Source organism: Peribacillus sp. Bi134 (genome assembly GCF_918698065.1).
Lineage (GTDB): Bacteria > Bacillota > Bacilli > Bacillales > DSM-1321 > Peribacillus.
In genome coordinates, this window is record NZ_CAKKLN010000002.1 from 342,964 (window position 1) to 362,963 (window position 20,000).

Here is a 20,000-nt window from a genome sequence, read left to right on the forward strand (position 1 = left end):
AAAGTTTTCCTTAATTTTGAAAACATGAAAAACCCTGTGCATTTATGAGGCACAGGGTTTTTCATTATGAAGAAAAGTAAAGCTGACTACCTTAATTAATTGGCATGATCTTTCTCTTCTTGATCGGTCACTTTACTTGGCCAAAAGGCATGGCGGCCAAGCAGGGCGGTAATCGCAGGAACAAGGAACGGGCGCACAATGAATGTGTCCATTAACACACCAAGAGCAGTAATGAGCCCGAATTGAACCAATACTTGAATCGGAAGTGTGGCTAGAACGGAAAAAGTGGCTGCCAAGATTATTCCGGCGGAAGTGATGACACCGCTAGTTTCGGCAACGCCTTTTCTGATGGCCTGCTTGATTGGCATCGTTTCTTTCTTACGCCAAATGCTTGAAACCATGAAAATGTTATAGTCTTCTCCAAGTGCAACAAGGAATACGAAAGAATAAAGTGGAATCGTCCCCTCTATGGCATCGACACCCATGAAATAGTGCAGGATTATCCAACCTAAGCCCATAGCGGCAAAGAATGAGAGAATCACTGTCCCCATTAAATACACCATGGCTGTCACAGATCGCAAGTAGGCTAAAAGGAGTAAGGAAATCAGGACGATGATGATCGGGATGATCATGAATTCATCTGACTTTACGGTATCCCTTTTATCGAATTGCGTCGCAGTTTGCCCGCCAATCCAAACCTTATCTTCGACGGAAGATATATTGGCGGCCTTCAATTCTTTCTCCGCAATTGTGCGGATTTCCGGAATGGAATCAATTGCCTCGATATCATATGGGTTGATGTTGAATTTGACCTCATAGGATTGCAGATCTTCATTGGATTTACTTGTGACTGGATCGGCCACACTTTCAACAATATTCATCCCTTCTAATGTCGGCGCTAAATCGATATCTTCACCATTCGTGTCTACAACCACTGTGGCTGGTGCCAGTTCACCCGGTGAGTACGAGTCGGAAATGACAGAATAGCCTTCACGGGAGTTCATATCTTCAGGAAAGGAAGAGAGAATATCATATGAATATTTTATTTGTGAAGAATATCCAGCTAATACACTGAAGATGATCAAGCATGTAAGAATGACGGTCCATGGCTTGGTTGTGACGATATGACCAATCCAGTTACCGATGCGGCCTTCTTTATGCTTTTTGACGGCTTTTCCCTTTTTCTTGGCCCGTATTTCTTCCATTTCTGGTGTACGCGGAACGATTGGGTAGAAGGAAGCCCTTCCGAATACAGAAAGCAATGCCGGTACAAGTGTTAAAGCTGCTAGCATCATGATTAAAATGGACAAGCTGAATGGTACAGCGAAACGGTGGTAGGCTCCGTATTTCGCTACAAGCAATGTTAGCAGCGAGATGACGATCGTAAGGCCGCTCATCGCAATGGCGCCTGATGAATCTTTAAATGCGGCGATCATGGCTTTCCGTTTGCTTTCATGATTTCTTAATTCACTTCTGTAGTGAGAAATTAAAAATAGACAATAATCCGTTCCGGCACCGAATAATAATACGGTCATGATCGAAATGGCCTGTGAATCGACTGTAATCCAACCATGATCTGCCATGAATCCAAGGATCGGGCTTGTGACAATATAGGCGAATCCTACTCCGATTAAAGGGATGATGGCTAAAAGCGGGGAACGGTAAATGAGTAATAATACGACAAGTACAAGTATTACGGTCGCTAATAGCAATTTGAAATCAGCACCTGAAAATAATCCTGTTGCATCGACGGATATCCCTACAGGGCCTGTCACTCGAAGTGATAATTCATCTGAATCTGTAGGGACCTTGAATGGGTCAGATCCAATGCGTTCCGAAACTATTTCATTAATGCTCTCAAGATTTTTTTCAAGAATTTCAGTCTCGGTCTTTTCTTTAAAGAAAAGCGGCTGTACGAAAGTCGTTCCATCTTCTGAAACCGAGCCTTGAAGAGCAGGCAACGGAATTTCATGAAGCGGCGGTAAAAAAGATTGCTGTATCAAAGGGTTATCTGTCAATTCCTTGGAAAGGTACTGGATTTCGGCCAAGTCGGCCTCTGTCAGTCCACCTTCCCGATGCCATGTAAGCAGGGCAGGTATTCCAGAGGAATTTGGAAACTCTTCTTTAATAAGTTCATCAGCCACGACGGAAGGTGAGTCTTCAGGCAAGTCGGCGGCATTATTTGCTGTTCGATCATTAACGGCAGGCAATGTGATGGTTAATCCGATTGCTGCAATTATCCATACAGCAATGACAACCCAACGACTGATTTTTCCTGTCATCATCCTGCCAAGTTTTCCTAATATTGATTCGTCCAATGAAGGCACCCCGCTTTTTGAATTTTTTATCCTTAGTTCATTATAATGGTATGCTGTTGACATATACAAAAATGGGTATGCTCACTCCAACTACTAAATGCTTCAAGTCGTTAATGGCATGAAAATCTGCTCATCGATATATAGGGGAAAAGTACTTATTTACTAATTTCAATTAAATTTTGAAGATTGAAGAGTTAAATATAGGAGATAGGGGAAAGTATAGTATTATTATGGCTTTTATTAACAAAGGAGGGATTTTTTTGTCTGATAAATCAAAAAAAACAAATGATGAATCGAAAGAAACATTAACGAACAGGCAAGGGCACCCGGTAACGAATAACCAGAGTATTAGAACTGTAGGGAACAGAGGACCTAGTACACTTGAGAACTATGATTTCCTGGAAAAGATCAGCCACTTCGATAGGGAGCGTATCCCTGAACGGGTTGTGCATGCCCGCGGTGCAGGTGCGCATGGTTATTTCGTTCCGACCGGTAAAGCGGGGGACGAGCCGATTTCAAAATATACGAGAGCGAAGGTTTTTCAGGAAGAAGGTAAAAAAACCCCGGTATTCGTGAGATTTTCATCTGTTATTCATGGAGGGACGTCCCCGGAAACGTTACGTGACCCAAGGGGATTTGCCGTTAAATTTTATACGGAAGACGGAAACTGGGATCTTGTAGGCAATAACCTGAAAATTTTCTTTATCCGTGATGCCATGAAATTCCCGGATTTGATTCATGCCTTCAAACCGGATCCGGTCACGAATATTCAGGACGGCAGGAGGATTTTCGATTTTTGCTCGAGTTCGCCTGAAACATTCCATATGGTTACCTTTGTGTTTTCCCCATGGGGCATTCCAGCTAACTATCGCATGATGCAAGGATCAGGGGTCAATACTTATAAATGGGTGAATGAGGAAGGGAAAGCAGTGCTTGTCAAGTATCATTGGGAACCGAAACAAGGGATCAAGAACCTGACACAGCAAGAGGCCAATGAAATTCAAGCTACGAATTTCAATCATGCCACACAGGATCTTTATGAAGCGATCGAACGCGGTGACTATCCTGAATGGGATCTCAACGTACAGATCATGAGTGATGATGATCATCCTGAGTTGGATTTCGATCCGTTGGATGATACGAAGATCTGGCCGAAAGATGAGTTCCCTTGGCTGCATGTCGGTACGATGGTATTGAATAAAAACCCTGAAGACTATTTCACTGAAGTCGAACAGGCTGCATTCGGCACAGGTGTCCTAGTGGATGGACTGGACTTTTCTGATGACAAGATGTTACAGGGACGTACATTCTCTTATTCCGATACACAGCGTCACCGTGTTGGCGCGAATTATCTGCAATTGCCGATCAATGCTCCGAAAAAACGAACAGCCACGAATCAGACTGGCGGACAGATGCAATATGAAGTTGGCAGAGGCAGCCAAAGCCCCCACATCAACTACGAACCATCAACTGTCGGCGGCTTGAAAGAAGCCAAGCAGACGGGCAAGGAGCATACACCTATGGTGGAAGGGAAACTTGTTCGTGAGACAATCGATCGTCAAAATAATACGAAACAGGCCGGGGAAACATTCCGTGAATTCGAGGATTGGGAAAAGGACGATTTAATTTCCAATTTAGTGGCGGCATTGGCTCCTGCCGACAAGCGCATTCAGGAAAAAATGATAGCACTTGCCGAAGAGGCCGATCAAGAGTATGGCCGCAGATTGAAAGAGGGACTGGCCTCGGCTTCTGAACATACGGAATCTTCAAAACCACTGGGCGGGACGGATAACCCTGAGGATGCCGTTAGGAAAGGACATGAAGCGGATCCATATTGATGGGACTAAAAAAGAGGCAAACTTCCCTATAAAGGGGTTTGCCTCTTTTTTTAATGGGCATAATTGATGGAAGTGTGGAAGATTCTTCTGATGATGCCTTGAAAATCAAGTGGGAAATTGATTGGCAAAAAACTTGATAATCATTTAAACTGAAACTACTCTATTTTTCTCTTATAAAGGAGATGAAAAAATGATTAAATTTCTTTCTGCCCTTTTACTTCCTTGTCTACTCGTCATGCTATTTTCAAGGGTCACCTATAACAATGTCGTGGGCCTTGTTTTAACTGTTGCCTTGATTACAGCTTCCGCATATAAAGGTTATACGCATACAAACTTATTGATCATCGTCGATGCCTTATCCCTAACAGTGGGATTTTGGTTATCAAAAAGAATGATGAAACGTACATCCAAGAGCGCCTGACACAAAAGGTGCTTTTTTTGTACCCAAACTTGTCATTCCCCTCAACACATCATGAAGTCCATAAAACAAAAATAGAATGGATGTTCGCTTATTGCTGGTTTGTTTTAAGGCTATTGTGGTAGAATGTGTATATATGCTTTATCAAACCGGAATAAATAGAAGGGATATAGTTATGTCCCGTTTTCATATAAAAATATTTCAATAGGAGGCTATGCTTGGTGAAGGATAAGTTTGAGTTAGTCTCAAAATACTCTCCTCAAGGAGATCAGCCGGCAGCAATTGAAATGCTGGTCGAAGGGATTAAGGAAGGCAAGGAAATGCAGACGTTATTGGGGGCAACGGGGACAGGGAAAACGTTCACCGTTTCCAATGTGATTCAAAGAATCAATAAACCGACTCTTGTCATTGCCCACAATAAAACGTTGGCAGGGCAGCTTTATAGTGAGTTCAAAGAGTTCTTCCCTAATAATGCCGTTGAGTACTTCGTTAGCTATTATGATTACTACCAGCCGGAGGCTTATGTTCCATCCACGGATACATTCATCGAGAAAGATGCAAGCATCAATGATGAAATCGATAAACTGCGTCACTCGGCAACCTCGTCTTTGTTCGAAAGGAAAGATGTCATCATCATTGCCAGTGTTTCGTGCATATATGGACTCGGTTCTCCTGAAGAGTACCGGGAGATGGTCGTTTCCCTCCGAACAGGCATGGAGATAGACCGGAATGCCTTGCTGCACAGACTCGTGGATATTCAATATGAACGTAATGATATTGCTTTCCAACGGGGGACCTTCCGCGTTCGCGGCGACGTGGTCGAAATTTTCCCGGCCTCACGTGATGAACATTGCGTACGGGTCGAGTTCTTCGGGGATGAGATTGACCGTATTCGTGAAGTCGATGCCCTGACTGGCGAAATTACCGGTGAACGGGATCATATCGCCATTTTCCCGGCTTCCCACTTCGTAACCCGCGAAGAGAAAATGCGGGTAGCCATTCAAAATATCGAAACGGAACTGGAAGAACGATTGAAGGAATTAAGGGAAGATGAAAAACTCCTTGAAGCGCAGCGCTTGGAGCAGCGGACCCGTTATGATCTGGAAATGATGCGTGAAATGGGCTTTTGTTCAGGGATCGAGAACTATTCCCGCCATTTGACGCTTCGTCCCGCAGGTGCGACACCATACACTTTAATAGATTACTTTCCAGAGGATTTCCTATTGGTCGTGGATGAATCACACGTAACCCTCTCGCAAATCCGCGGAATGTTCAATGGAGATCAGGCGCGTAAGCAAGTGCTCGTCGATCACGGCTTCCGTCTGCCGTCTGCGAAAGATAACCGCCCGCTAAGATTTGAGGAATTTGAAAAAAAGGTCCATCAATCCATATTCGTTTCGGCAACTCCGGGACCATATGAACTCGAACATACCCCGGAAATGGTTCAGCAGATCATCCGTCCTACCGGATTGCTGGATCCGACGGTGGAAGTGCGGCCGATTGAAGGGCAAATAGATGACTTGATCGGTGAAATACAGGAGCGCGTCAAAAAGAACGAGCGTGTGCTCATAACGACCTTGACGAAAAAGATGTCTGAGGATTTAACTGATTATTTAAAGGAAATCGGCATCAAGGTCCAATATCTTCATTCGGAAGTGAAGACCTTGGAAAGGATAGAAATCATCCGGGAACTTCGAATGGGCAAATATGATGTTCTAGTTGGAATCAATCTTTTAAGGGAAGGCCTCGATATTCCGGAAGTGTCGTTAGTGACCATTCTGGATGCCGATAAAGAAGGGTTCCTTCGCTCGGAACGTTCGCTTATTCAAACGATGGGCCGTGCAGCCCGTAATGCGAACGGCCACGTCATCATGTATGCAGACCGAATCACGAATTCGATGGAACTTGCCATCAATGAAACGAGGCGGCGCCGTGAAATCCAGGAAAATTATAATAAAGAGCATGGAATATTGCCTCAAACCATTCAAAAGGATATCCGCGACTCCATAAGGGCGACTCATGTTGCCGAAGAAGGCGAAGAGTATAAGGAAGACCTTGCACCAAGCCTCGCGAAGCTTCCTAAAAAAGAGCGTTTAAAAGTGATGGCAAGCATGGAAAAAGAAATGAAGGAAGCGGCAAAGGCACTGGACTTCGAGCGAGCTGCCGAGCTGCGTGATTTATTACTAGAGTTAAAAGCGGAAGGGTGACGAAACATGGCAATGGATAAAATTGTGATAAAAGGCGCCAGGGCCAACAATTTAAAGAATATTGATATCACGATACCGAGAGACAAACTTGTTGTGCTGACCGGACTATCCGGATCTGGAAAGTCTTCCTTGGCTTTTGATACGATTTATGCAGAAGGGCAAAGACGTTATGTGGAATCACTTTCCGCTTATGCTCGTCAATTCTTAGGCCAAGTGGATAAACCGGATGTCGATGCGATAGAAGGTTTGTCACCAGCCATTTCCATAGACCAGAAAACGACCAGTCGAAATCCTCGTTCAACCGTAGGGACTGTTACGGAGATCTATGATTATTTAAGGCTGTTATTTGCACGGGTCGGCAGGCCGACCTGTCCCATCCATAATATAGAAATCACCTCACAAACGATAGAGCAAATGGTGGACCGCATTCTTGATTACCCTGAGCGAACCAAGCTTCAAGTATTGGCACCGCTAGTCTCAGGCAGAAAAGGGACACATGCGAAAGTTTTGGAGGAAGTTAAGAAACAAGGATATGTCCGCATTCGTGTGAACGGGGAAATGCATGACCTCAGCGATGAGATCACTCTCGAAAAAAATAAAAAACATTCGATTGAAGTCATCATAGACCGGATCGTCATAAAAGAGGGTATCATGGCCAGGCTTGCAGATTCATTGGAAAGTGCTTTGCAGCTTGGCGAAGGTAAAGTCATCATTGACGTCATGGGTGAGGAAGAGCTGCTGTTCAGTGAACATCATGCTTGTCCATACTGCGGATTTTCGATTGAAGAGTTAGAGCCTAGAATGTTTTCCTTCAATAGCCCGTTTGGGGCCTGCCCGGATTGTGATGGCTTGGGGGCAAGGCTTGAGGTGGACCGTGATCTGGTCATCCCGAATAACGAATTAAGCCTCCGTCAACATGCAATTGCGCCATGGGAGCCGACTAGTTCTCAATATTACCCTCAGCTCCTTGAAGCGGTGGCAAACCATTATGGGATAGATATGGATGTGTCCGTTAAGGATTTACCGGAAGAGAAGATGGATAAGGTCTTGCTTGGTTCAGGCAAAGATAAGATATATTTCCGTTATAAAAATGATTTTGGAAGAGTGCAAGAAGGATATATTCCTTTTGAAGGAGTTTTAAGAAACATCGAAAGGCGCTTCAAGGAGACGAGTTCTGACTTTATTCGTGAGCAAATGCAGAAATACATGTCAGAACATCACTGTCCAACCTGTAAGGGTCATCGATTGAAAAAAGAGAGTCTTTCCGTGCTCATTCAAGGGGTCCATATTAGTGAAACGACAGCTTTATCAGTGGAGGATGCGTTAGTATTTTTCGATGAGCTTGATTTGACTGAAAAAGAAGCTGCAATTGCGAGATTGATTTTACGTGAAATTCGTGAGCGGCTCGGTTTCCTGGCTAATGTAGGTTTGGAATATTTGACGTTGAGCAGGGCAGCGGGAACTTTATCAGGCGGTGAAGCGCAGCGTATAAGATTGGCGACGCAGATCGGTTCCCGATTGACGGGAGTCCTATATATTTTGGATGAACCTTCAATAGGGCTGCATCAGAGGGATAACGATCGATTGATCGAAACATTGAAGAATATGCGCGAAATCGGGAACACCCTCATTGTTGTCGAGCACGATGAAGATACGATGATTGCTGCGGATTATTTGATCGATGTTGGTCCTGGAGCAGGAGCGCATGGAGGGGAAATAGTGGCCGCTGGAACTCCGGAAGAGGTCATGAATAATCCTAAATCCTTAACGGGGCAATATTTAGCAGGGAAGAAATTCATTCCATTGCCATTGGAACGCCGGAAAAATGATGGCCGTGTCATTGAAATAAAAGGTGCCAAGGAAAACAATTTGAAAAACGTTAATGTGAAATTCCCGCTTGGGGTCTTTACAGCCGTAACGGGAGTCTCCGGATCAGGGAAAAGTACATTGGTGAATGAGATCCTCCATAAGTCATTGGCTCAAAAACTGAATCGGGCAAAAGCCAGACCAGGTGATTTCCGTGAAATCAAGGGAATCGAGCATTTAGATAAAGTCATTGATATTGACCAATCACCTATCGGCAGAACCCCACGATCGAATCCAGCTACCTATACGGGTGTATTCGATGATGTTCGTGACGTGTTTGCCTCGACTAATGAAGCGAAGATCCGCGGTTATAAAAAAGGAAGGTTCAGTTTCAATGTTAAAGGCGGCCGCTGTGAAGCATGCCGTGGTGATGGCATTATCAAGATTGAAATGCATTTTCTCCCAGATGTCTATGTTCCATGTGAAATCTGTCATGGTAAAAGGTATAACCGGGAAACTCTTGAAGTGAAATATAAAGGGAAAAACATATCCGACATTCTCGATATGACAGTCGAGGAAGGCGTTAGTTTCTTTGAAAATATCCCGAAAATCAAACGGAAGCTGCAAACGATTTATGATGTTGGTTTGGGTTATATCAAGCTTGGACAGCCTGCCACCACTTTATCAGGCGGTGAAGCGCAAAGGGTGAAACTTGCTTCCGAATTGCATCGCCGATCCACTGGGCGCTCCTTCTATATCTTGGATGAACCAACTACCGGTCTACATGTCCACGATATAGCAAGGCTGCTCCAGGTTCTGCAGCGGCTGGTTGACAATGGGGATACCGTTTTGGTGATCGAGCATAATCTGGATGTCATCAAGACGGCGGACCATATTATTGACCTGGGACCGGAAGGCGGAGATAAGGGCGGTACGATCGTCACTTATGGAACACCTGAAAAAATATGTGAAGTTTCCGAATCGTACACGGGAAAATACTTAAAACCTGTACTTACCCGTGATCAAATCCGCATGGAAAATTGGATTGAAGAAAAAGAAACTGAGCATGAACATGCTTAAAAGAAGCCGGTTGGCTAGTTTCAGTTTGTCCACTAAAGGGGGTTCGGAAAACATATCTTTCATCAAATGGATGTCCGAACCAACTGACCCAAAGCAGTTCAATTCCTTATGTATGGATTTCTAGCTTAATTTTTTTAACGAAGTTGATTGTAGAGGAAGGTGCGAGACTCCTGCGGGAAAAGCGCGTGCCTGGATCGGAAATCAACCTGAATTGTAAAAGTAATATTAAAACTGCAGGCAAACTCGTTTTCTTCGAATTTGTCTACAGTCAGGAACAAGCCATCAGGCTTGTTTTTTTGTAGAAAAATGACAGTGTGCATTTAATCAATCATTTGATTAAAGAATGGGAAAACAAGATATTTCCGGGGAAATCATACATCTTCCTTTTCGGAAATTGTCATTTTCCTTTGTCGAAAGATGGGAAAAACGGTATTTATGAAACTTTTTAGATATCTAGGCGTATGTATGAATAAAATGGTAGAAGAAAGCGAGGAATGTTCATGCAGGAGGAAAGAAAGAAGATTTTAGAAATGATTCAGGATGGAAAGTTATCGGCGGAAGAAGCCTTGGGCCTTTTGGAAGAATTAGAAAAAGCCAGTCAGGAAAGTGAAGCTAAAGAGCAGAAATTGCAAAACGAATTATCGACGGTAGTCGTGGATAAGAAAAGTGAAGGAAGCACTCAGGATACGTTTAAAAAGAATATCCAGTCATCGAAAGAAAAGATTATTGATTTCGTTGAAAGTGCTTTTAAGAAAATCAAAGAAACGGATCTTGATTTCAATTTCGGGAAGTCTGTGGAGGTCAGTCATATTTTTCAGCATGAACATGATTTCCTGGATGAGGTTGATGTAGATATAGCAAATGGGAAAATAAAAATCGCCGCATGGGACCATGATGATGTCCGGGTTGAATGCCAAGCTAAGGTATACCGTGTGGAAGAAATAGAAGAAGCCAGGAAAAACTTTTTGGAAGAAGTCGATTTCACGATTGAAAATGGAAAATTGAAGTTCAAGGTTCGTGAAAAATCCATAAAGGTTGATACAATCATGTACATTCCAAGGAAGGAATATGAGGACATCCATGTAAGGATGTTCAATGGCGCAATCACGACTGAATCACTGAAATCAGAGAAGCTTAAAGCGAAAACGGCAAATGGTGCCATTCATATCATGCAGGGTAAAGGTGATTTCTGTGAGCTTGAAACAGGTAATGGGATGATCACCATTTCAGATACCAACTTTAATGACTTGGAAGCCGAGACCCTGAATGGAGCGATTAATGCTGCTGGATACTTCAAGAAATTGGATGTCCAAACGTTCAATGGGGAAATCATCTGTACGAATTCAGGGATGGATTGCGATTCGATCCATGCTAAGTCAGTCACTGGAAAAGTCCAGTTGACCCTGCCGCCAGGTAAGGCGATCGAAGGAGAATTGAAGTCAAATTTAGGAAGCTTTAATGTAACTTTGGAAGGGATGACAATCATCGAAGAGAAAAGTGATGTGGTTCAGAAGGTCCTTAAGTTTAAGACGGTTAAAGAAGAGGTTCCTGTGCTTCATATTTTTGCAGAAACCAAAACTGCAGCGATAACGGTTTCCTGAAGAAAGGGAAAGGCCGTTGATACCACTGGTGGCTAGAACTGTAGGCAAACTCGATGGAAAACGAGTTTGCCTGCAGTTTTTTTATGGCTTGTTCCAAATTTAATAACAAGTTTGATTGGAGAGGAAGGTACGAGATTCCTGCGGGAAAAGCGCGACTAGGGGAGACCTCGCAGGCGCAAGCCGAGGAGGCTCCACGACCGCCCGCGGAAAACGAGTTTCTTGAGCGGAAATCAACATCCAATTTGTATCGGAACCCATACCTAAGGAGTTGCTTTGGAGTTGGTTCGGGAACATCATTTGATGAAAGATACGTTTCCGATCCCTTTTGTCTGCAAAGTGAGCCTGCCAATATAAATTGGCTGGCTTTCTTTTATTTTGATGTAAGGATTCATGTATGTTCCTCTCATCTCTTTCCAGTTCACTTGGCCCATCCGGGTGGAGTGAATAAAAAAACAATAAATCGATAATGCTTTGTTTGGTTATTAACAGAAAAATGCTAAAATAGAAAAAGTATCTCAAAAAATAGCATCACTCCAAAAGGAGGAAAGATATATGGCAAAAGTCCGTACAAAGGATATAGTAGAAGCGTTCGGTCTAGAACTTATCAGTGGGGAAGAAGGAATTAACAGACCGATCGTCACGAGTGATTTATCTCGTCCCGGACTTGAAATAGCCGGTTTTTTTGATTATTATCCCGCAGATCGAGTACAGCTTTTAGGTATGACGGAGATGTCCTTTTTTAATCGGCTGAATGAACCGGATCGAGTACAGAGGATGGAAGAATTATGCAGGGACTTTACTCCAGGCATCATCATTACGCGTGGTCAGGAAGTGCCGATAGAATTGATCGAAGCGTCTGAGCGGGAGTCCGTTCCTGTGATGAGATCTAATATGAAGACAACAAGGTTATACAGCCGTCTGACCAATTTCCTGGAAAGCAGGTTGGCACCAACTACTGCTGTTCATGGTGTATTGGTGGATATCTATGGGTTAGGTGTGTTGATCACCGGGAAAAGCGGCGTCGGTAAAAGTGAGACAGCCCTGGAATTAGTGAAACGGGGTCATCGTCTCGTAGCCGATGACTGCGTCGAAATCAGGCAGGAAGACCAAGATACGCTGGTCGGGAATGCCCCGGATTTAATCGAACATCTTCTAGAAATAAGAGGATTGGGAATCATTAATGTAATGACACTTTTCGGAGCTGGCGCAGTCCGCAGCAATAAAAAGATCTCAATCGTCATCAATCTGGAACTATGGGAAAAAAACAAGCAGTATGACCGGGTTGGCCTTGATGAAGAAAAAATGAAAATCATCGATACGGAAGTGACGAAAATTACCGTACCTGTCCGTCCAGGGCGAAATTTATCTGTCATCATTGAAGTGGCAGCCATGAATTACCGCCTGAAGCGAATGGGAGTAAATGCAGCGGAACAGTTTTCAGATCGCTTGAACCACGCAATTGCAGATCCGGAACATGATGAATTTTAAAAGGTTATAAGAAAAGAGGGGACAAAATGGAACAAGGAATTCAGCCGCTGAATCCAATAGCGATAGATCTAGGTCCCATCCAGGTACATTGGTATGGACTCATCATCGGTTTCGGTGTGTTATTGGGTCTTATTATCGCTTTAAGGGAATCTGAGCGAAGAGGTCTTGATAAGGAAATTTTTACTGACATGATTTTGTTTGCTGTCCCAATCGCGATCATAAGTGCCCGTATTTATTATGTGATCTTTCAATGGGAGTACTATTCACAAAACCCGGGAGATATCATTAAAATATGGAATGGCGGAATCGCCATACATGGTGCGTTGATTGGGTCGGTACTGACTGCAATCGTGTTTGCCAAGGTCAAGAAAGTGTCATTTTGGAAGCTGGCGGATATTGCTGCACCGAGCTTATTGTTGGGGCAGGCGATTGGCCGTTGGGGTAATTTCATGAATCAGGAAGCGCATGGGGGAGAAATAACAAGGTCATTCCTTGAAAATATGCATTTGCCTGAATTCATCATAAATCAAATGTACATAAACGGTACGTATTATCACCCGACCTTTTTGTATGAATCGATTTGGAATATCCTCGGTGTCATTATTCTCTTAAGTTTACGTAAAGTGAACTTGCGCAGGGGGGAACTGTTTTTAACCTATGTAATATGGTATTCCATCGGACGTTATTACATTGAAGGATTGCGGACGGACAGTTTGATGCTGACGGATTCACTGCGTATCGCACAAGTGATCTCGATTGTATTGGTAGCTGTAGCCATCGCCTTGGTGGTCTTTAGAAGGGTCCGCGGGCATGCAGACAAAAGATATTTAGATGCATAGGTAATATGTGTAAAGGGAGAGGGCATAGTGATAGTAGATTCGGTTAAAAAGGGACTTCTTTCAGGCTTGAATACAACCTGGTCTTTGGGGAAAGTGATATTTCCGGTTACTCTGATCGTCACTGTGCTTCAATATACGCCTGTATTGCCATTCATCATCAACTTGATAGCGCCTTTGATGAATCTCATCGGTCTTCCAGGGGATGCTGCAATTCCTCTTGTATTAGGGAATTTCCTGAATTTATACGCAGCGATTGCTGGCATATTAACGCTTGATTTGACTGTGAAAGAAGTTTTTATCATCGCTATGATGCTATCTTTTTCACATAATTTATTGATTGAGTCAGGTGTGGCGATGAAAACCGGTGTCAAGCTGTGGGTCATCCTAACAGTACGGATCGGGCTTGCGCTTTTGTCCGCGGTCGTCATCAATCTTGTTTGGCAGGGCGGATCTGAAATGGCCCAGGGAACGGCTATCGGGGAGGCTGCAGAGATTAACGGAGCGGGAGCGATCCTTTTGCATGGGGTCATCCAGGCCCTTTCAGGAATTGGCCAGCTGGCGGTCATCGTTATTCCGCTCATGGTGGCTGTTCAAATCATGAAAGATTTAAAGTGGCTGGAAGCCTTCTCGAAAGCCCTTGCACCCTTCATGAAGGTCCTGGGGATGAAGCCGAATGCTTCCATGCCTTTCGTTACAGGCCTGACTCTCGGTTTGGCATATGGGGCAGGGGTGATGATTCAAGCGGCTAAAGAGGATAATGTTTCGAAGAAGGATATGACGATTGCATTCATCTTTTTAGTTGCCTGCCATGCTGTTGTAGAAGATACATTGATATTTATTCCGCTGGGGATTCCGGTCTTGCCGTTATTACTTATTCGGATACTCACTGCCATTGTTTTAACGATGGCCGTTGCGTATATATGGAATCGGGCTGACAGGGTACAGAGAAAGGAAGCTGTATATGAACAGTAACATAACTACATTATTATTTGATCTTGACGGGACGTTGATCAATACAAATGAATTGATCATCGCCTCATTTACAGAAACGTTAAACCACTTTTGTCCTGGAAAGTTCAATCGGGAAGATATCATTCCATTTATCGGACCGACTTTGGTCGATACTTTCTCTTCCATTGATCCAAAACGAGTGGATGAAATGATCGCTTACTATCGGGAGCATAATTGGAGGAACCATGATTTGCTTGTCACACAATTTGACGGTGTGTTCGAAACCGTTCAAACATTGAAGCAGAGCGGCTATAAATTGGCAGTCGTTACGACAAAGAAGCGTGATGTCGTCGAAAAGGGCCTGCGTTTAAGCAAACTGGATCAATTCTTTGATGTGGTGGTCACACTGGATGAGGTGGAAAAAGCAAAGCCGGATCCAGAGCCTTTGGTAAAAGCTTTAAATCAACTCGGTTCGGTTCCTGAAGAAGCGATCATGATTGGGGACAGTTATCATGATATTCTGGGCGGGAAGAACACAGGTACAAAAACGGCAGGGGTCTCATGGTCCATTAAAGGCCGTGAATTCCTGGAAAGCTATCACCCTGATTATATGCTTGAGCAGATGGCGGATTTATTGAATATCGTTGAGGTTGAAAAGCTCACGGAGGCTAGAAAATGAGACGCACGTCCCGCTATCCAGTTGAAGGGGCTAATTCACTATGGCATGTATATAAGACCGTTCCATTCTGGAAAGTCGTCAAGAATTTTGTGGTGATACAGCTAGCGCGTTATACGCCTTTTCTGGGCATGAAGAATTGGCTGTACAGGACTTTTTTACATATGAAAGTCGGAAAGCATACTTCGTTTGCCTTGATGGTCATGCCCGATGTGATGTTTCCGGAAAAAATATCAGTTGGAAGAAATACTGTCATTGGCTATAATACGACGATTCTTGCACATGAATATTTGATTCAGGAATATCGTTTAGGAGATGTAGTCATTGGGGATGAAGTATTGATTGGAGCCAATTCGACCATTCTTCCAGGACTTTCAATCGGAAATGGGGCGATTGTCTCTGCAGGTACGCTTGTCCATAAGGATGTTCCAGAGGGAGCTTTCGTCGGGGGAAATCCAATGAAAATCATATATACCAAAGAAGAAATGCTTGAGAGGGAGCAGCAAACTTCCTTGTGAAAAAAAGGACTTGCCCATATATGCGGCAGGTCCTTTTTAATGGCATTTTGGGTATAACGGAGTCAGTTCATTCTTTAGATGCTCCATGACTTCGTTGATTGATATATATTCCTGGTTCACCGTAGCTTCATACGTTTCTTTTAAAACTCGAAAAAACCTTTCCTGTGCCTGTTTATCCATATTGAGCTTGTCCTCCTATCATCTATTTATCAAAAGGGGGCTGAACAACTTCAGCCCCATATCTCATTTAACTATTTCCGATTTCAATAAATCGGCAACCAATACGTACCGTTCCGGTGCACTACCAATATATGAAAAAGGATAGCAGGTTGTTACTGTAAGTGTGGCTTTAGGCTTGGGAACGATCACGGTACGGTCATCTGCATCGACGATACGAACCTTCCTCACTTTATATGTAAATGAACCGGCTTCTGTCTTGGCAATCAGCAAGTCGCCTTCGCCGACTTCACCTAGATCTCTGAAAATTGTATCTCGGTGCCCGGATAAAACGGAATTATCCTTTTCACCTGGGAGGACGGAGCCTGCATAATGACCGACGCCCTTTTCAAGTTCATCTTCGTCCGTTCCGTGATAAATTGGGAGTGTTGCCTCAATTGTTGGAATATAAAGCTGACCCATCAAATCACCTGTCTCCGGCCGTTCTTCATATAGTTCAAGCCCATCGGGAATATTTGCCTTCGTCTTCGGTTCGGGGAGCTTAGCTGTAGCTTCCGTTGTGTCAGATTCATTCCATTTATACAGGGCATAGCCTTTTAACAGTGTATAGGCGTTTGTCGTTGTAAAATAAAAACCTAAGGTTAAAAAGCAAACAGCAGTGGCAAGTAACCATTTTTTCTTATGCCTGGATTGCCTATTTTTACTCATCTTAATTAGTGAGTCTTGCTTTTCTAATTAATCCGAAAGAGATACCCATCAACACTAAACCGATTAAAGCACCGAATAAGTAATGACCGGCCGTTTTAGGAAGCACTCCGCCTTTTTCCGTTTTGTGTTCAGGTTTTGCGGGTTTCTTCTTTTCTTTTTTTACCTCAGCCACTTTAGAAATGACCTCGGTGGACTGTTTAATGTCATTACCGGTTTCTTTCACTAAATCGGAACCGATCATTTTACCTGTCAACATAAAATCGAGCAAAAAATTGCCGTTTAAATCATAAATCGAAACTAGTAAACTAGCATTCGTTAATTCCTTAAGCTGGAATAAAGCCTCAAGGGATAGGTTTGTTGTGACACCATCCTGAATTAAGGCGAATTTGAATTGAATTTGCAGCAAGCTTTGAAGATCATTATAAATAGAAAGCAATTCAGCCACTTGTTCTGCAGACAATTCATCAATTGTTTCGAAATTATCAAGTTGATTCATTCTATCGGAGATCGCCATTAAACGAGCTTCAAAAGAAGGGTCTTCGATGATAGGCAAGAGATGATTCATGAATCTGTCGAGCTCTTCGTCTGTTAGACCGATATCAGTAAAGAGGCCATCCATTAAATCGATGATCTCTTCCTCATCATAATCCATCGCGTCCTCATCATAATCCATTTCTAAATCGATGATATCCTCAATGTCGTAAATGAACTGGAAGGTATCGATGATGGAATCTCCCTCTTCCAGTTCACCGTATTCTATTAATAATTCCGTTAGTTCAGCTTCTGTCATTTCATATTGTTTAAGTAGATTCTGTAAGGTCTCAGGAGTGACGGCCGGTCCTAATGTATCACGCAACTCTTCTACCGATTTCAGTTCATTCAATGTTAAGTCGTAATAGGATAAATACTCTTCCAATTCTTCTTGTGTCATTCTAACTTCAGAAAGGTATTCATTAAGCTCATCCTGGTTGATCTTAGTTGCGGCAAAACCCATCGTCCCGCTTGAACCCAGTGAAAAAAGAACGATAAGAGCCACAAAAAATGAAAAATATTTCTTCATTCCCATTTCCCCCTAAAATTTTATAATATTACCAAACTCCTAAATATTATAAAGCAGCTATACCAAAAGGTATACATTAATAACAATGAATGGCTAAAGATAGGGAGAAACATCTAGGTGAAAAGGTGTGACTCCCTGAGTTTGGACTTAAACCGATCATGAAGAATATTAAAGACAGCTGTAGTTTGAAGTAATGGAATTAGGCATATTTTCCTTGACGTAAGATGGGAGCGAGAGTAAACTATTAGTAACTTCAACCTGCTACCATATTAGCGAACTAAAGTGATTTAATAGATTATTGTGAGTATTAATATGATTATGTCATTTTATTTGATACTATTTTTATATGTTATCCGAAATTTGGATTTAAGCGTGAAACCTTGGAATGATAAAGAGATAAACAAAATAAGGAATGGATGCATCGGTTTGTGCCTACAGGCGGACCGATTGGATATAGATAGTAATCAATTCAAAAGGATGTGCAGTCGTGACAAAGCCATTTATGTTTGAAAAACCATTAGGCATGAGAGATACATTGCCGGTACTGTATGAAACGAAGGTGTTGGCCAGAAATAAAATGAGTGATGAAATCAAGAAGTGGGGCTATCAATTTATTGAAACGCCTGCTTTGGAATATTATGAAACAATTGGCGAGGCTTCGGCAATATTGGATCAACAGTTGTTTAAACTTCTCGATTCCCAGGGGCATACGCTCGTACTCCGTCCCGAGATGACAGCCCCCATTGCACGGGTGGCAGCATCCAAACTGTTAAAACAGCAAATTCCGCTTCGCCTGGCCTATTCCGCGAATGTATACCGGGCACAGCAGCGTGAAGGAGGCAGGCCGGCAGAATTCGAACAGATTGGTATTGAGTGCATTGGAAATAAGTCTATAAGTGCCGATGCTGAAATGATTGCCCTGCTTGCGGATGCTCTAAAGGCTGCCGGGCTTCAGGAATTTAAAATTTCCATTGGGCATATTGGATTTCTGCAAGAATTTTTCTTGAGCATTCTAGGTACGGAGGAAAGAGCCTCTATATTAAGGAAGTTTTTGTATGAAAAGAATTATGTTGGTTATCGCGAGCATGTTAAATCACTGCCGCTTTCATCCATTGATAAGCAACGGCTTATCGAATTCACCTCATTAAGGGGCAGTGAAGGGACCCTGATAAAGGCGCTGGGGTTGGTTGAAAATAATAAAGGGCAGGATTCTTTGGCTGAACTGAAGGAATTGTCTGCGCAGCTGAAAGAATTTGGCGTTGAACAATATGTGAGCTTTGACTTAACATTGGTCAGTCATATGAGCTATTACACAGGAACTTTATTTGAAGTGTATGCCGGACAAGTCGGTTCGCCAATCGGCAATGGCGGCCGGTATGATAACCTGCTTGAGAAGTTCGGCTGGAATGCTTCGGCCACAGGTTTTGCAATCCGGGTGGATCGTCTTGCAGAAGCTCTTGGGGAGCCGATCCAGCCTGTCGCGCCAGAATGTATTTTATATAGTCCCGAACGAAGATTGGAAGCCATTGAATTTGCAAGAATTAAACGCACCGAAGGAAAATTGGTAACGATTCAGGATATTACGGTCGTCCAAAATGTCGATGCCTTTACACGGACATTTTCTGAAGTTCATTTATTCGTAGGGAATGGGGGGTATGGAAAAGATGAATAATAGCTTTTTAACGATTGCCATGCCGAAAGGAAGAATCTTTGAAGAAGCGGCAGAGCTATTAAGAAGGGCCGGTTTTCGTCTCCCTCCCGAGTTTGATGATTCCCGGAAATTGATCCTTGAAGTGGAAGAGGAAAATCTGCGGTTCATTTTAGCTAAACCGATGGATGTCGTAACCTATGTGGAACACGGCGTCGCTGACATTGGAATTGCAGGAAAGGATGTCATGTTAGAGGAAGAACGTGATGTCTATGAGTTACTAGATTTGAAAATCAGTGCCTGCTATTTAGCTGTAGCTGGACTGCCTGGTACGAAGATAAGTGACATCGCCCCTAAAATAGCCAGTAAATATCCGAATGTTGCCTCCAGTTATTTTCGCGAGCAGGGGGAGCAAGTCGAGATTATAAAGTTGAATGGGTCTATTGAGTTAGCACCGTTAATTGGTTTGGCTGAACGAATCGTCGATATCGTTTCTACGGGGAGGACATTGAAGGAAAACGGTCTTGTGGAATATGCGAAAATTGCCAATGTGACTTCGAGGCTGGTGGCAAACCCTGTCAGCTATCGAATTAAAGAAGCAAGGATTACCGAAATCGTGGAACGGCTAGCAGAAATTATTGAATAGTAAAGAATAGCTAATGAGGTG

At 43.2% G+C, this 20,000-nt stretch carries 16 protein-coding genes; 12 read left to right on the forward strand and 4 right to left on the reverse strand.

Annotated elements, in window-relative coordinates:
- Nucleotides 1-95: 95 nt before the first annotated feature.
- Complete coding sequence (locus LQ188_RS04580) at nucleotides 96-2,285, reverse strand: MMPL family transporter (RefSeq protein WP_230176269.1); 2,190 nt, start codon at nucleotides 2,283-2,285, stop codon at nucleotides 96-98.
- Between the two features lie 263 nt (nucleotides 2,286-2,548).
- Here LQ188_RS04580 and LQ188_RS04585 point away from each other — a divergent pair, with 263 nt between their 5' ends.
- The 10 genes from LQ188_RS04585 (at nucleotide 2,549) to LQ188_RS04630 (ending at nucleotide 15,740) form a co-directional block, all read left to right on the forward strand.
- Nucleotides 2,549-4,156 (forward strand): catalase, encoded by a 1,608-nt coding sequence (locus LQ188_RS04585; RefSeq protein ID WP_230176157.1) that lies wholly within the window; start codon nucleotides 2,549-2,551, stop codon nucleotides 4,154-4,156.
- A 190-nt stretch (nucleotides 4,157-4,346) separates the two neighbouring features.
- The gene (locus tag LQ188_RS04590; protein ID WP_230176158.1) at nucleotides 4,347-4,577 is read left to right on the forward strand and encodes a DUF2198 family protein; all 231 of its coding nucleotides are present in this window, start codon (nucleotides 4,347-4,349) and stop codon (nucleotides 4,575-4,577) included.
- Between the two features lie 218 nt (nucleotides 4,578-4,795).
- The gene (uvrB, locus tag LQ188_RS04595) at nucleotides 4,796-6,781 is read left to right on the forward strand and encodes an excinuclease ABC subunit UvrB (protein ID WP_230176159.1); all 1,986 of its coding nucleotides are present in this window, start codon (nucleotides 4,796-4,798) and stop codon (nucleotides 6,779-6,781) included.
- A gap of 6 nt (nucleotides 6,782-6,787) precedes the next feature.
- A complete protein-coding gene (gene uvrA / locus LQ188_RS04600; protein WP_230176160.1) occupies nucleotides 6,788-9,667 on the forward strand; it encodes an excinuclease ABC subunit UvrA in 2,880 nt (959 codons plus the stop codon).
- Nucleotides 9,668-10,167: 500 nt separating this feature from the next.
- Nucleotides 10,168-11,268 carry a DUF4097 domain-containing protein gene (locus tag LQ188_RS04605; protein ID WP_230176161.1) on the forward strand — a complete coding sequence of 367 codons (1,101 nt, stop codon included), beginning with the start codon at nucleotides 10,168-10,170 and terminating at the stop codon, nucleotides 11,266-11,268.
- 552 nt (nucleotides 11,269-11,820) lie between these two features.
- Nucleotides 11,821-12,756: an HPr(Ser) kinase/phosphatase gene (hprK, locus tag LQ188_RS04610; RefSeq protein ID WP_101223736.1), complete on the forward strand. Its 936-nt coding sequence runs from the start codon at nucleotides 11,821-11,823 to the stop codon at nucleotides 12,754-12,756.
- Nucleotides 12,757-12,782: 26 nt separating this feature from the next.
- Nucleotides 12,783-13,595, forward strand: coding sequence for a prolipoprotein diacylglyceryl transferase (gene lgt, locus LQ188_RS04615; RefSeq protein ID WP_101223735.1), 813 nt, complete (start codon nucleotides 12,783-12,785; stop codon nucleotides 13,593-13,595).
- 27 nt (nucleotides 13,596-13,622) lie between these two features.
- Nucleotides 13,623-14,567 (forward strand): nucleoside recognition domain-containing protein, encoded by a 945-nt coding sequence (locus tag LQ188_RS04620; protein ID WP_101223734.1) that lies wholly within the window; start codon nucleotides 13,623-13,625, stop codon nucleotides 14,565-14,567.
- Nucleotides 14,557-15,225, forward strand: coding sequence for a pyrophosphatase PpaX (gene ppaX, locus LQ188_RS04625; RefSeq protein WP_101223733.1), 669 nt, complete (start codon nucleotides 14,557-14,559; stop codon nucleotides 15,223-15,225). Before LQ188_RS04620 ends, ppaX begins: the two co-directional genes overlap by 11 nt.
- Nucleotides 15,222-15,740, forward strand: coding sequence for an acyltransferase (locus LQ188_RS04630; protein ID WP_101223732.1), 519 nt, complete (start codon nucleotides 15,222-15,224; stop codon nucleotides 15,738-15,740). Before ppaX ends, LQ188_RS04630 begins: the two co-directional genes overlap by 4 nt.
- A gap of 36 nt (nucleotides 15,741-15,776) precedes the next feature.
- Here LQ188_RS04630 and LQ188_RS04635 read toward each other — a convergent pair whose 3' ends face one another.
- From LQ188_RS04635 to LQ188_RS04645, 3 genes are all read right to left on the reverse strand, one after another.
- A complete protein-coding gene (locus LQ188_RS04635) occupies nucleotides 15,777-15,920 on the reverse strand; it encodes a hypothetical protein (RefSeq protein ID WP_230176162.1) in 144 nt (47 codons plus the stop codon).
- 63 nt (nucleotides 15,921-15,983) lie between these two features.
- A complete protein-coding gene (locus LQ188_RS04640) occupies nucleotides 15,984-16,631 on the reverse strand; it encodes a class D sortase (RefSeq protein ID WP_230176270.1) in 648 nt (215 codons plus the stop codon).
- The gene (locus tag LQ188_RS04645; RefSeq protein ID WP_230176163.1) at nucleotides 16,627-17,685 is read right to left on the reverse strand and encodes a processed acidic surface protein; all 1,059 of its coding nucleotides are present in this window, start codon (nucleotides 17,683-17,685) and stop codon (nucleotides 16,627-16,629) included. The genes LQ188_RS04640 and LQ188_RS04645 overlap by 5 nt, the downstream gene beginning before the upstream one ends.
- Before the next feature lie 487 nt (nucleotides 17,686-18,172).
- Between LQ188_RS04645 and LQ188_RS04650 the strand changes: the two genes are divergently transcribed.
- Together LQ188_RS04650 and hisG are read left to right on the forward strand one after the other, a co-directional pair.
- Nucleotides 18,173-19,357, forward strand: a complete 1,185-nt coding sequence (locus LQ188_RS04650; protein WP_230176164.1) for an ATP phosphoribosyltransferase regulatory subunit — start codon at nucleotides 18,173-18,175, stop codon at nucleotides 19,355-19,357.
- Nucleotides 19,350-19,979, forward strand: a complete 630-nt coding sequence (gene hisG, locus LQ188_RS04655) for an ATP phosphoribosyltransferase (RefSeq protein WP_034311625.1) — start codon at nucleotides 19,350-19,352, stop codon at nucleotides 19,977-19,979. The genes LQ188_RS04650 and hisG overlap by 8 nt, the downstream gene beginning before the upstream one ends.
- The last annotated feature ends 21 nt before the right edge of the window (nucleotides 19,980-20,000 follow it).